This is a genomic window from Pseudomonas arabinosi, assembly GCF_047758675.1.
Classification (GTDB): domain Bacteria; phylum Pseudomonadota; class Gammaproteobacteria; order Pseudomonadales; family Pseudomonadaceae; genus Aquipseudomonas; species Aquipseudomonas arabinosi.
In genome coordinates this window covers 2,924,958-2,937,628 of the sequence record NZ_CP180480.1, presented here as the reverse complement: position 1 = coordinate 2,937,628, position 12,671 = coordinate 2,924,958, and the positions used below count along the sequence as shown (strand labels likewise).

Below are 12,671 nucleotides of genomic sequence, written 5' to 3'. Positions count from 1 at the left end.
GCCGGAGTGAGGACATGCCGAGCCTAGGCGAGGCACCGAATGGAGGGGCAAAGCCTTTTGGTTCCTTTTTGGCGTTTGAAAAAGGGACTCGCTGTAAAAGCGAAACCGCCAGCAGCCATCACCGCAGAAACGGATATGTACCCTGGTTTCCGGGGTAGGCTCAATGGTGCTGACGCTGTCTCTGTAGCTCTGTCTTCAGCCAGGTGCTCGTCGGCTGGACGCCTGTTGAGCAACGCACTTCATAGGCTTTGTCATTCATGCTGCTTTTAGTGGCAGCGAGATCGATGAAGTCTTCTGCGCTGCTCACCAGGTTCTTGCCTTCGAGATAATTCAGCTTCTTTTCAAGATGTGCCCGAGCCTGGGGTCCAGGGTATTCACTGCCGTTGCGCACGAACTTGCACTCACTGCGCTCCACAAAATCCAGCAAGCCCTTTATCTCCTGGTTAGCCTGTGGCGAGGTTTGAGCCTGTGCACCGCCCGCCACTGCAAAAAGGCCAATAGAAGCAGCGACCAGCCATTGGCGGAAAATCGGCCGAGTCACCGCTACTTTCAAAATCCACATGGTTCTTCCTTGTCCAAAAAGGGGTAACTGTAGCGCGACGTCACCCGAGCAACCAGCAGAACGCTGTGCAATGTGGTTCGTTCGAAAGGATCAACCTGTGGAAGAGAAAGGGGATCAATGAGCCCAATGCCTCTGTGCGCGAGCAGTTGGCCAAAGTCGCAGTTACTTATCCCTGTATCGGCATCAGACTCATTGATCGTTGCCCAGCTCAATGTTGGGCGATTTCCATCTAACCGAATGGAGATGCATTGGCGCGTCATTACCGGCCATGCACTATTTTTTTAACAAAACAACTTCGGCCCGTCTAATCACCTTTTTCCCTGGCCTTATACGCTCCGGAAATATCGGCACCACCATTCGTCGCATCAAAAACACTGCGCAAATTTTTTGACTATTCCTGGCTTAAGGTTTGCAGAAGACGCTCGTAGCTGCCCCAGAACGACGTAATTCTGACGCGGCAGCACTTTAATTAACGCTTAGGACGCCAGCGATGCGCTTGGTCAGTCACCGGGAGATGTAACGTGTCAACTCTCAACGAAATCGCAGCGAACCACGCGAGAATGGCTAAGGCTCTTGTCGAAGAGTCGACCAGGCTGAGTGAGCGCCACCCCCAGATTGTGGATAGTTTCGAAGTTCCATCCATGGATGCGCAACGCATGCCTCTGCACCTTATCGCCGGAGTGCAGGACAACCATTTCGGGCAAGCACCGGCCTACTTGCTCTGACGGTGTTTGATCCGGGCAGCCGTTGGGCAGGCGGTAAAGGTCTGCCTGCCGGTGCGGTAAGGTCGAGTACCACTTCTTGGCCTAAACTCAACTGACTAGCCCGTTGGGGAGCTGCCGGAGTGGCATTCCCATGCTCGAAACTTTAGAGATGCCGCGCGTCAAGCGCTTCGCCGCAAACGTTGCCGGTCGAGATTTCGCGGTCGGTGACATTCATGGCCATTTCACTCGGTTGCAGGACGCCCTGAATGCAGCCGGGTTCAACCAATTGGTAGATCGCCTGTTCAGTGTTGGCGACCTGATTGACCGTGGGCCCGAGTGCCTTGATGCGCTCGATTGGCTGGACAAGGCATGGTTCCACCCGGTGCGAGGCAACCATGACGACTACGTGGTGTGCTTCGATACCTGCGATGTCGACAGCTGGATCGATAACGGTGGTTCATGGTTCGTGGACCTGCCGCTGTTTGAGAAGCAAGCATTCGCGGCGCAGTTCGCCAGGCTCCCTATCGCGATCGAAGTCGAAACAGCCTTCGGCCTGATCGGCATCGTGCACGCCGATTGTCCATTTCCATCATGGCAGCAACTGCGAAAGGAACTGGAGTCGCCGGAAAGCCACAGGCGTCTGCAGGAGGTGCAGCACTTCTGCATGTGGTCACGAAGGCGGCTCGATCAGCAGGAGACGCATGGCGTTGAAGGCCTGCGCGCACTGGTCGTAGGGCATACGCCGCTTTATATGCCCGTCAGCCTGGGCAACGTGATTCACATCGATACGGGTGGCTGGAGGCCGGACCGTGGTTATTTCACCCTGCTGGATCTCGAAACGCTCGAAACCATTCCCGCAAGCTGACTCAACACGGATCGACCCACACCATTCACGCAAAAAAAACCCGGCCTCATCAGCCGGGTTCTTTATTAGCTACTCAGGTGGCATCACTGCCCCCCACCATCAACAGCACTTCGGCCCAGCCTTGCTTCCGTAACGAGCTTCCTGGCGTTCCCGAAAGAACACCTCATAACTCATCACCGGTTTGTCCGGGTGCTTGGTTTGCATGTGCTCGACGTAGGTGTCGTAGTCGGGCATCCCGACCATCAGGCGCGCGGCCTGACCGAGGTATTTACCGAGGCGACTCAGGTCATTGAACATGCTGCACTCCTCGATCAAGCGTCCGGCAGTGCCTGGAATGGCGCTTCTTTATCCGTACGTTCTTTGGTGCCCCAGGCGGCGATACCGACCTTGAGTGCAAAGAACAGGATGCTGAAGACCACCAGCAAGAACAGCGCGGTCAGCGTTGCGTTGGTGTAAGCGTTGTAGATCACGTGCTGCATCTGGTCGATGCTCTTCGCCGGGGCGAGGATCTGCCCGTTGGCCAGGGCATCGCTGTACTTCTTGGCCAAGGCCAGGAAACCGATCGCCGGGTTGGCATCGAACAGCTTGATGAAGCCGGCGGTGGTGGTGCAGATCAGCAGCCACACAGCGGGCAGCATGGTCACCCAGACGTAGCGCTGGCGTTTCATTTTGATCAGCACAACGGTCGCCAGCATCAGCGCGATACCGGCCAGCATCTGGTTGGAGATACCGAACAACGGCCACAAGGTGTTGATGCCACCCAGCGGATCGATCACGCCCTGGTACAACAAGTAACCCCACATCGCCACACAACCGGCGGTTGCGATCAGGTTGGCGGTCCAGGATTCGGTGCGTTTCAGCGCCGGTACGAAGGAACCCAGCAAATCCTGCAGCATGAAGCGTCCGGCACGGGTACCGGCATCCACTGCCGTCAGGATGAACAGCGCTTCGAACAGGATCGCGAAGTGGTACCAGAACGCCATGGTGTTTTCACCCGGCAGAAGCTGGTGCAGGATCTGCGCGATACCGACTGCCAGGGTAGGCGCACCGCCGGCACGGGCCAGGATGGTGGTTTCACCGATGTCCTTGGCCACTGCTTGCAGCGCTTCCGGGGTAATTGCAAAGCCCCAACTGCTGACGGTCTGAGCAACCGTAACTGCGTCAGAGCCGACAAGCGCCGCCGGGCTGTTCATGGCGAAATACACACCCGGTTCGATCACCGAAGCCGCCACCATCGCCATGATGGCGACGAAGGATTCCATCAGCATGCCGCCGTAACCGATGTAACGGGCATGGCCTTCGCTGGCCAACAACTTCGGCGTAGTGCCGGAAGCAATCAGCGCGTGGAAACCGGAGACCGCGCCACAGGCGATGGTGATGAACAGGAACGGGAACAGACCGCCCTTCCACACCGGGCCGGTGCCATCGATGAACTGGGTGAGTGCCGGCATTTTCAGGTCGGGCATGGTGATCAGAATGCCGATCGCCAAGGCCACGATGGTGCCGATTTTCAGGAACGTAGAGAGGTAGTCGCGCGGCGCCAGAATCAGCCACACCGGCAATACTGCGGCGACAAAACCGTAGCCGATCAACATCCAGGTGATCTGGATCCCGGTGAAGGTAAAGGCCTTGGCCCAGACTGGATCAGCAGCAATCTGCCCGCCCAGCCAGATCGAACCCAGCAGCAACGCCACGCCGATCACCGAGATTTCACCGATGCGACCCGGGCGGATGTAGCGCATGTAAATGCCCATGAACATCGCGATCGGGATGGTCGCCATCACCGTGAACATACCCCACGGGCTTTCGGCCAGGGCTTTGACCACGATCAGCGCCAGCACCGCGAGGATGATGATCATGATCAGGAAACAGCCAAACAGCGCGATGGTGCCGGGGATGCGGCCCATTTCCTCACGAACCATGTCGCCGAGGGAACGGCCGTTGCGGCGGGTGGACATGAACAGGACCATGAAGTCCTGAACGGCACCGGCCAGCACCACGCCGGCAATCAGCCACAGCGTACCCGGCAAATAGCCCATTTGCGCCGCCAGGACCGGACCGACCAGCGGCCCCGCGCCAGCGATGGCGGCGAAGTGGTGACCGAAGAGTACGTGTTTGTTGGTCGGCACGTAGTCCAGGCCATCGTTATTAACGACAGCCGGCGTGGCACGATTGGGGTCGAGTTGCATCACTTTGGTAGCGATGAACAGGCTGTAGTAACGATAAGCGACGAGATAGATAGCGACTGCTGCGACTACGATCCAGAGTGCGTTGATCGCTTCGCCGCGGCGCAGGGCCACGACACTTAGCGCAAACGCTCCCAGGACAGCCACGGCAAACCAGGCGAGGTGTTTAGCCAGACGGGGCATAGCGTGTCTCCTGCCGACAGCCAGTGGACTGCGGCGGTAATTTTTATAATTGTGTCCGCTGTGCGGAGCTGGCCCAATATCCCCGCATGCCGTCTACAAATAAATCCGCGTTACTACGTACGTGGTGTCTACGTAGTTCTACGTAGATGACGCCGCTCCATCATTCGAAACGCAAGATCCTGTGGGAACGAGCTTGCTCGCTCCCACAGGATCTTGTGTTTCAACTAACTGACATCCCGGCCACAGGTCATTCCGTCCAGCACCGCTACTGGACGCGCGTATCTTTGGCATATGATGCCGGGCCTTAGCCTCCCCTCAGCCCGGTCAGGAGCCAAGATGCAGCTCAAACACAAAATCGTCGCGCTCGGGATTCTGCCGCTGGTATTGGCCATCGCGGTCATCTGCGCGCTGGTGATTTCCATGAACCGGCAACTGGGTGAGCAACAGGCGCAACTGATCGAAGACAGCATTCTGGCCAGCAAGCGCGCCGAACTTAAGAACTACGTCGAAATGGCGCAAAGCCTGATCGAGCCGCTGTACGACGACGGCCACGGTGACGAACACGCACAGCAAAAAGTGCTGGAAGAACTGCGCAAACTCAGCTTTGGCATCAATGGCTACTTCTTCGTCTACGACCACGAAGGTCGCAGCCTGATGCACGCGCGCCAGTCCGAGCTGGTGGGCAAATACCTGTGGGACATGAAGGACCCTCACGGTTTGCCTGTCATCCAGGCGTTGCTCAAAAGTGCGCAATCGGGCGAAGGCTTTCAACGCTACGCCTGGAACAAACCCTCTTCCGGCCAAGTAACCGACAAGCTCGCCTATGTGGTGATGCTGGATCGTTGGGGCTGGATGCTCGGCACCGGCATCTACCTTGAAGACGTGGAGCGCGCGACCCAGCAAGCGCGTGACGAAGTGGCCCAGGGCATTCGTAAAACCATGCTGGCGATTGCCGCGGTGGCCCTCGTGGCGGTGCTGTTTGTCTTCGCCAGCGGCATGACACTGAACGTCAGCGAGCATCGTCTGGCCGACAAAAAACTTCAGCGCCTGACTCAGCGTATCGTCAGCTTGCAAGAGGAAGAGCGCTCACGGGTTTCCCGTGAACTGCACGACGGCATCAGCCAACTACTGGTCTCCATCAAGTTTCAGTTCGAACTGGCCAGCCATCTGCTCGAGAATGGGCAAGCACACGACAAGGGTTTGAGTACGCTGAGAGACGCCACGGAACGCCTGGGGGAAGCGATTGGCGAGGTTCGCAGCCTCTCCCATGACCTGCGTTCCTCGCTGCTCGACACCCTGGGCCTGCCGGCGGCGATCGGTCAACTCGCCGCAGAATTCGAGCAACGCAGCGGCCTGGTGGTGACTTTTAACGACAACGAATTCGACTGTCACTTGGTCGATGGCGCAGCGGTCTCGCTGTTTCGCATCGTGCAAGAAGGCCTGACTAATATTGAACGACACGCCCAGGCAAAAAACGTCTCCATTACCCTGCACGGGTCCGAAGATTCCATACGGTTGACGGTGGTCGATGACGGTATCGGTTTCAATGTCGCCCAGGTCGAACGTCGTCACGCGGGCATTGGCCTGCGTAATATCCGTGAGCGTGTCGAGCATTTTGGTGGACGATTCGACCTGATCTCGATGCCGGGACGAAGTGAGCTGGACGTTTGGCTGCCAATGAAAATACCCGGTACAACACGCTGACTCGCCCCCCTGACAACAAGAGTGAATACCCGCGATGAACCTGCCCTACCCGATCCGCGTCGCCCTGGTCGACGATCACGCCCTGGTCCGCGACGGGATCAAAGCGCTGCTGGCAGTCATGCCCCCCCTGGAAGTGGTGGGCGAAGCCGAGAGTGGCGCAGATGCCATTGAAATGGTCGGACGCTGCCAGCCGGACCTGTTGCTGGTCGACATCAGCCTGCGGGACATGAACGGGCTCGAGCTGACCCGGGTGTTGCGCAGCCAGTATCCGTCGCTCAAGGTGCTGGTGCTCAGCATGTACGACAATAATGAATACGTGAGTGAGTCCGTTCGCGCGGGGGCCAGCGGCTATGTACTGAAAAACTCACCGTCGCGGGAAATCATCGCGGCGATCGAAGCCATCGCCAGTGGCGGCACGTTCTACAGTGCCGAGATCGCCCAGCGGCTCATCGCCGATAAAAACACCGACAACGAGCTGACACCGCGCGAGAGCCAGGTGTTGTACAAGATGGCCCAAGGGCTGAACAACAAGGAGATGGCCCGCGAACTGGACATCAGCGTTCGCACGGTAGAAACCCATCGCTTGAGCATCCGCCGCAAACTCAACATCGACAAACCGGCGGCCCTGGTCAAATACGCGATCGATCACGGGATCATCTCGCGGTAGCAGACATTAATACTCAATGGAAAACCCGGCCTCATCAGCCGGGTTTTTTTTGGCTTTTTATTGGCAACAGCCATTCCCTCCTCCCTTTTCACCACCGTCCGACCAGAAACTCATTTCAGGGACTTGCGCTGCCGGTATTATGGTATACCATCAGACGCACAGACACTTTCACCCTACACGGAGCAGCTCATGAGTTTCGAAATCCGCAAGATCGTCAGCTATGTCGAAGAAACCTTTATCGAAGGCGGCAAGGCCACTGATAAGCCAGTGACCATGGTCGGCTTGGCCGTCGTGATGAAAAACCCTTGGCTGGGTCGCGGCTTTGTCGAAGACCTGAAACCGGAAATTCGTGCCAACTGCTCCGACCTCGGTGCGCTAATGGTCGAGCGACTGGTCGGCATCATCGGCGGCGCCGAGAAGATCGAGGCTTACGGCAAAGCCGCTGTCGTGGGCGCCGACGGTGAAATCGAACACGCCTCCGCTGTCATCCACACCCTGCGCTTCGGTAACCATTACCGCGAAGCGGTGAAAGCCAAGAGCTACCTGAGCTTCACCAACAAGCGCGGCGGCCCAGGTACTTCGATCCAGATTCCGATGATGCACAAGGACGACGAAGGCCTGCGTTCGCACTACATCACCCTTGAAATGAAAATTGAAGATGCACCGCGTGCCGACGAAATCGTGGTGGTACTGGGTTGCGCCGATGGCGGCCGCCTGCACCCACGCATCGGCAACCGTTACATCGATCTGGAAGAGCTGGCCGCTGAAAACGCCCAGTAATCAAGGTCGGCAAGAACAACAAAAAGGCATGCAGGAGCGCTCCATGATTCGGCTCACCGCTGAACTCACCCCGGCTGGCACCAGTTACCTGGCGACCGGCCAAGGCCAGCCCGTGGTTTTGATCCACGGCGTGGGCCTGAACAAAGAAATGTGGGGCGGCCAGGTCGTTGGCCTGGCCACGAAGTACCGCGTGATTGCCTACGACATGCTGGGCCATGGCGCCAGCCCGCGTCCGGAAAGCGGCACCCCCCTGCTCGGCTATGCCGACCAGTTGCTGGAGCTGCTCGATCACCTGCAATTGCCCCAGGCGACAGTGATCGGTTTTTCCATGGGTGGGCTGGTGGCGCGGGCTTTTGCCTTGCATTACCCGCAATGCCTGCAAGGCCTGGTGGTGCTCAACAGCGTGTTCAATCGCAGCCCCGAACAGCGTGCCGGCGTCATCGCCCGCACCGCTCAAGCGGCCGAGCACGGACCGGATGCCAACGCCGAAGCCGCCCTGTCGCGCTGGTTCAGCCGCGAATATCAGGCGGCCAATCCGGCGCAGATTGCGGCCTTGCGCCAAACCCTGGCAGACAATGACCCGCAGGGTTACCTGACCACCTATGAACTGTTCGCGACCCAGGACATGTACCGCGCTGACGACTTGGGCAGTATTCAGGTGCCGACACTGATCGCCACCGGTGAACTGGACCCGGGCTCGACACCGGAAATGGCCGAGCAATTGGCCGCACGTATTCCCGGCGCGACAGTTGCCGTGCTCGCCGAGCAGCGGCATATGATGCCCGTAGAATCACCGCGCCTGGTCAACCAGCTGCTGCTGGAGTTTCTCGACACCGCGCACTCCCGACAAAACCAAATAAAGGGGATCGTTGCATGACACTCGCACGCTTCCAGATGTGCATCGGCGGTGAATGGGTCGATGCCCTGTCCGGCAAGACCTTTGAAAGCCTGAACCCGGCCCTGGCCCAAGCCTGGGCTGAACTGCCCGATGCCGACGAAGCCGACGTCGAGCGCGCCGTACAAGCGGCGCAAACGGCTTTCGACAGCCCGGCCTGGCGCGGTCTGACCGCCACCGCCCGCGGCAAACTGCTGCGGCGCCTGGGCGATCTGATCGCCGAAAACAAGGAACACCTGGCGCAGCTGGAAAGCCGTGACAACGGCAAGCTGATCCGCGAAACCCGCGGACAGGTCAGCTACTTGCCGGAGTTCTTCCACTACACCGCGGGCCTGGCCGACAAACTCGAAGGTGGCACCCTGCCCCTCGACAAGCCGGACCTGTTTGCTTACACCGTGCACGAAGCCATGGGCGTGGTCGCGGCGATCATTCCCTGGAACAGTCCGCTGTACCTGACCGCGATCAAACTCGCCCCGGCCCTGGCGGCGGGCAACACCATCGTGATCAAACCGTCGGAGCACGCCTCCGCAACCATTCTCGAACTGGCGCGTCTGGCGCTGGAAGCCGGCATCCCGCCGGGTGTGGTCAACGTAGTCACCGGCTACGGCCCAAGCACTGGCGCGGCCCTGACCCGCCATCCGCTGATCCGCAAAATCGCCTTCACCGGTGGCGCTGCGACGGCGCGGCATGTGGTGCGCAGCAGCGCCGAGAACTTCGCCAAGCTGTCGCTGGAACTGGGCGGCAAATCGCCGAACATTATCTTCGCCGACGCCGACCTCGACAGCGCGATCAACGGCGCGATTGCCGGGATCTACGCGGCCTCCGGTCAGAGTTGCGTCTCCGGTTCGCGATTGTTGGTGCAGGACGAAATCTACGATGAGTTTGTCGATCGTTTGGTCGAACGCGCCAAACGCATCCGCATCGGTAACCCGCAGGAAGACAGCAGCGAAATGGGCCCCATGGCCACCGCGCAGCAACTGGCCGTGGTCGAAGGCCTGGTCGCCGATGCCATCGCCGAAGGGGCGCGCCTGCGCCTGGGCGGCAAGCGTCCGCAGAATCTGGGCGATGGCTGGTTCTACGAGCCGACCTTGTTCGAATGCGACCGCAACTCGATGAAGATCATGCAGGAAGAAGTGTTCGGTCCGGTGGCCTCGGTGATTCGTTTCAAGGATGAAGCCGAAGCTTTGGCGATTGCCAACGACTCGCAGTTCGGCCTCGCCGCCGGCATCTGGACCCGCGACCTGGGGCGAGCCCATCGCCTGGCCCGGGACGTTCGCTCGGGGATTATCTGGGTCAACACCTACCGTGCTGTCTCGGCCATGGCGCCGATCGGCGGTTTCAAGAACAGCGGCTATGGACGCGAGAGCGGCATCGATTCGGTGCTGGCCTACACCGAGCTGAAAACGGTGTGGATCAACCTCTCCCAGGCACCGATGCCTGACCCCTTCGTGATGCGCTAGGAGATTGACGAAATGATCGAACCCGGCATTTACAAAGACGTCATGAGCTCGTTCCCATCCGGGGTCACGGTGGTCACCACCCTGGACCCGGACGGCGGCATTGTCGGCATTACCGCCAGCGCCTTCAGTGCGCTGTCGATCGATCCGGCACTGGTGCTGTTTTGCCCCAACTATGCCTCTGACACGTACCCGATCCTGCGCGACAGCAAGCAGTTCGCGATTCACTTGCTGTCCGCCGACCAGACCGCCGAAGCCTATGCGTTTGCCGGTAAAGGCAAGGACAAGGCCAATGGCATCGACTGGCACTTGAGCGCGCTGGGCAATCCGCTGCTGGGTAATGCCACGGCGATCATCGAGTGCGAACTGTGGCGCGAATACGACGGCGGTGACCACGCGATCATCGTCGGTGCGGTGAAGAACCTGATTCTGCCCGAGCAACCAATGACGCCGATGATCTATCACAAAGGCAAGCTGGGCCCTTTGCCCGCTCTGGCCTGACGGGTTTACTCGCTCTCATAGGGATTGCGTTGGAGAACAATGATGAGCAACGAGAAATATAAACAGGGCCTGAAAATCCGCACCCAGGTGCTGGGCGAAGCCTACGTGAAACGCTCCATCGAGAACGCCGACGACTTCACTCGGCCGCTGCAGGAAATGGTCACCGAGTACTGCTGGGGCCACGTCTGGGGTCGTGAGGGTTTGTCGCTTAAAGAGCGCAGCATGATAAACTTGGCGATGATTTCGGCCCTCAACCGGCCTCACGAACTCAAGCTTCATGTACGCGGCGCCTTGCGTAACGGACTGACTCGTGAACAAATACGCGAAATTCTGCTTCAGGTCGGTATTTATTGCGGTGTCCCCGCTGCCGTAGACAGTTTCCGGCTCGCCCGTGAAGCGTTCGCCGAAGCCGATGCCGAGGCCTCCAGTTAACCCTTGGCTGTTTGATCTGACCGAGCACGGAGATTCTTGCGATCGAAGTGCTCTTTTTGCATGGACAGCCACACCCAGAGCGGACCCCATGAAACGCCTGCCACTCGACGACAGCTTCAAGGTCAATCGCAACCCCGTTACCCTGCGCGAAATCGTGCTGGATAAACTGCGAAGCGCCATCATGAACTTCCAGCTCCTGCCGGGAGACCGTCTGGTCGAGCGCGATCTGTGCGATCGCCTGGGCGTCAGCCGCACGTCCGTACGCGAAGCCTTGCGTCACCTGGAATCCGAAGGCCTGGTGGAATTCGCCGACGCCAAGGGCCCACGGGTCGCCATCATTACCCTCTCTGACGCCGGTGATATCTACGAGCTGCGTTGCGTGCTCGAAGGCCTGATCGTCCAGCTGTTCACCCTGCGCGCCAAGGCCAAGGACATCAAGGCCCTGGAAAAAGCCCTCGAGGAAAACCGCAAGGCCCTCAAGGACGGCGAGCTGCAACAGGTCATCGACTCGGTTCAGGGCTTCTACGATGTGCTGCTCGAAGGCTCCGGCAACCATGTCGCGGCCACTCAGCTGCGTCAGTTGCAGGCACGAATCAGCTACCTGCGGGCGACGTCGGTGTCCCAGGAAAACCGTCGCGGCGCGAGCAATCAGGAAATGGAACGTATGGTCGAGGCGATCAAGAGTGGCGATCCCCTCGCCGCCCACCAGGCTTGCGTCGACCACGTGCGCGCCGCCGCAACGGTTGCCCTCGATTACCTCAAGCGCAAACAGGAAGAGACCGGGAAAATTCCTGAGATCACCCTGCCGATCGCGCTTAAAGAACCGCGCATAGGTCGCTAAAGATGTTCAGCCCGAGCTTTTGTCCAAAGTGCGGCGGCAGTGACCTCGGTCACCAGCTACCGCCGGGCGATACGCACGAGCGCCTGATGTGCCGCGGTTGCGGCTACATCCATTACGTCAATCCGAAAATCATTGCCGGCTGCATCATCGAGCAGGACGGCAAATATTTGCTGTGTCAGCGCGCCATTCCGCCGCGTCCTGGTACCTGGACGCTACCGGCCGGCTTCATGGAAGGCGGCGAGACCACCGAACAAGCAGCGCTGCGCGAAGTCTGGGAAGAGAGCGGCGTGCGCGCGGAAATTCTCTCGCCCTACTCGATCTTCAGCGTGCCGAAGATCAGCGAGGTGTACATCATCTTCCGCGCCATCGCCCTGGAGATCACCGGCCAGTACGGGCCGGAAACCCTCGACTACAAATTCTTCGCACCCGAGGACATCCCTTGGGACAGCATCTACTACCCGGCAATCCGACAAATCCTCGAACGCTATATCGAGGAACGCCAGGCCGGGGTTTACGGCATCTACATCGGCAACGACGATACCGGCAAGATCCACTTTATTCGCTGACAGCCCTTAGGGCGCCACGCCCTCGACAATGATTATCTGAGCCCGGGCCACGCCCTCGCGGTGCCGTTTCGCCTCCTGATATTCCTCCGACTGGTAGCAGGCCAGCGCCTGTTCGTACGAGTCGAATTCAATCACCACGTTGCGTTGCGGCGTGGGCCCGCCTTCCAGTGCTTGGCTGCGCCCGCCCCGGGCCAACATCCGTCCGCCATACAACGCGAAGGCCGCCGGCGCCCGCTGGGTGTATTGGCTGTATTGATCGGGGTCGGTGACATCTACATGAGCAATCCAGTACGCCTTCATAGTGACCTCTCGGTTTATTTTGTATTAT

15 protein-coding genes are annotated in these 12,671 nt (G+C 59.2%); 11 read left to right on the top strand and 4 right to left on the bottom strand.

The annotated features are described in order from the left end of the window. Positions 1 to 160: 160 nt before the first annotated feature. Positions 161 to 562 (bottom strand): DUF5329 domain-containing protein, encoded by a 402-nt coding sequence (locus tag ACMXYJ_RS13765; protein WP_415760244.1) that lies wholly within the window; start codon positions 560 to 562, stop codon positions 161 to 163. 521 nt (positions 563 to 1,083) lie between these two features. Between ACMXYJ_RS13765 and ACMXYJ_RS13760 the strand changes: the two genes are divergently transcribed. Both ACMXYJ_RS13760 and ACMXYJ_RS13755 read left to right on the top strand, forming a co-directional pair. Further along, a complete protein-coding gene (locus ACMXYJ_RS13760) occupies positions 1,084 to 1,287 on the top strand; it encodes a hypothetical protein (RefSeq protein WP_415760243.1) in 204 nt (67 codons plus the stop codon). Between the two features lie 130 nt (positions 1,288 to 1,417). Next, positions 1,418 to 2,131, top strand: coding sequence for a metallophosphoesterase (locus ACMXYJ_RS13755; RefSeq protein ID WP_415760242.1), 714 nt, complete (start codon positions 1,418 to 1,420; stop codon positions 2,129 to 2,131). Positions 2,132 to 2,230: 99 nt separating this feature from the next. On the opposite strand, the gene ACMXYJ_RS13750 is transcribed toward ACMXYJ_RS13755, so the two are convergent. Both ACMXYJ_RS13750 and ACMXYJ_RS13745 read right to left on the bottom strand, forming a co-directional pair. Beyond that, positions 2,231 to 2,428: a YbdD/YjiX family protein gene (locus ACMXYJ_RS13750; protein ID WP_007900300.1), complete on the bottom strand. Its 198-nt coding sequence runs from the start codon at positions 2,426 to 2,428 to the stop codon at positions 2,231 to 2,233. Between the two features lie 14 nt (positions 2,429 to 2,442). Next, complete coding sequence (locus tag ACMXYJ_RS13745) at positions 2,443 to 4,500, bottom strand: carbon starvation CstA family protein (protein WP_415760241.1); 2,058 nt, start codon at positions 4,498 to 4,500, stop codon at positions 2,443 to 2,445. A 336-nt stretch (positions 4,501 to 4,836) separates the two neighbouring features. Between ACMXYJ_RS13745 and ACMXYJ_RS13740 the strand changes: the two genes are divergently transcribed. From ACMXYJ_RS13740 to ACMXYJ_RS13700, 9 genes are all read left to right on the top strand, one after another. Further along, positions 4,837 to 6,204, top strand: a complete 1,368-nt coding sequence (locus ACMXYJ_RS13740) for a cache domain-containing protein (RefSeq protein WP_415760240.1) — start codon at positions 4,837 to 4,839, stop codon at positions 6,202 to 6,204. A 34-nt stretch (positions 6,205 to 6,238) separates the two neighbouring features. Next, positions 6,239 to 6,871 (top strand): response regulator, encoded by a 633-nt coding sequence (locus ACMXYJ_RS13735; protein ID WP_008154581.1) that lies wholly within the window; start codon positions 6,239 to 6,241, stop codon positions 6,869 to 6,871. Positions 6,872 to 7,060: 189 nt separating this feature from the next. Further along, complete coding sequence (locus tag ACMXYJ_RS13730; protein WP_223431485.1) at positions 7,061 to 7,651, top strand: amino acid synthesis family protein; 591 nt, start codon at positions 7,061 to 7,063, stop codon at positions 7,649 to 7,651. Between the two features lie 43 nt (positions 7,652 to 7,694). Continuing rightward, complete coding sequence (locus ACMXYJ_RS13725; protein WP_415760239.1) at positions 7,695 to 8,528, top strand: alpha/beta fold hydrolase; 834 nt, start codon at positions 7,695 to 7,697, stop codon at positions 8,526 to 8,528. Then, positions 8,525 to 10,006, top strand: a complete 1,482-nt coding sequence (locus ACMXYJ_RS13720; protein WP_033057762.1) for an aldehyde dehydrogenase — start codon at positions 8,525 to 8,527, stop codon at positions 10,004 to 10,006. Before ACMXYJ_RS13725 ends, ACMXYJ_RS13720 begins: the two co-directional genes overlap by 4 nt. A 12-nt stretch (positions 10,007 to 10,018) precedes the next feature. Then, a complete protein-coding gene (locus ACMXYJ_RS13715; protein WP_415760238.1) occupies positions 10,019 to 10,504 on the top strand; it encodes a flavin reductase family protein in 486 nt (161 codons plus the stop codon). A 42-nt stretch (positions 10,505 to 10,546) separates the two neighbouring features. Then, positions 10,547 to 10,936, top strand: a complete 390-nt coding sequence (locus tag ACMXYJ_RS13710) for a carboxymuconolactone decarboxylase family protein (RefSeq protein WP_033057758.1) — start codon at positions 10,547 to 10,549, stop codon at positions 10,934 to 10,936. Between the two features lie 88 nt (positions 10,937 to 11,024). Further along, on the top strand, positions 11,025 to 11,777 hold the full coding sequence (locus ACMXYJ_RS13705; RefSeq protein WP_046049782.1) for a GntR family transcriptional regulator: 753 nt from the start codon (positions 11,025 to 11,027) through the stop codon (positions 11,775 to 11,777). 2 nt (positions 11,778 to 11,779) lie between these two features. Continuing rightward, positions 11,780 to 12,343 (top strand): NUDIX hydrolase, encoded by a 564-nt coding sequence (locus ACMXYJ_RS13700; RefSeq protein WP_145016755.1) that lies wholly within the window; start codon positions 11,780 to 11,782, stop codon positions 12,341 to 12,343. Between the two features lie 6 nt (positions 12,344 to 12,349). On the opposite strand, the gene ACMXYJ_RS13695 is transcribed toward ACMXYJ_RS13700, so the two are convergent. After that, entirely contained in the window at positions 12,350 to 12,643 is a 294-nt protein-coding gene (locus ACMXYJ_RS13695; protein WP_415760237.1) for a DUF1330 domain-containing protein, read from the bottom strand. Between the last annotated feature and the right edge of the window lie 28 nt (positions 12,644 to 12,671).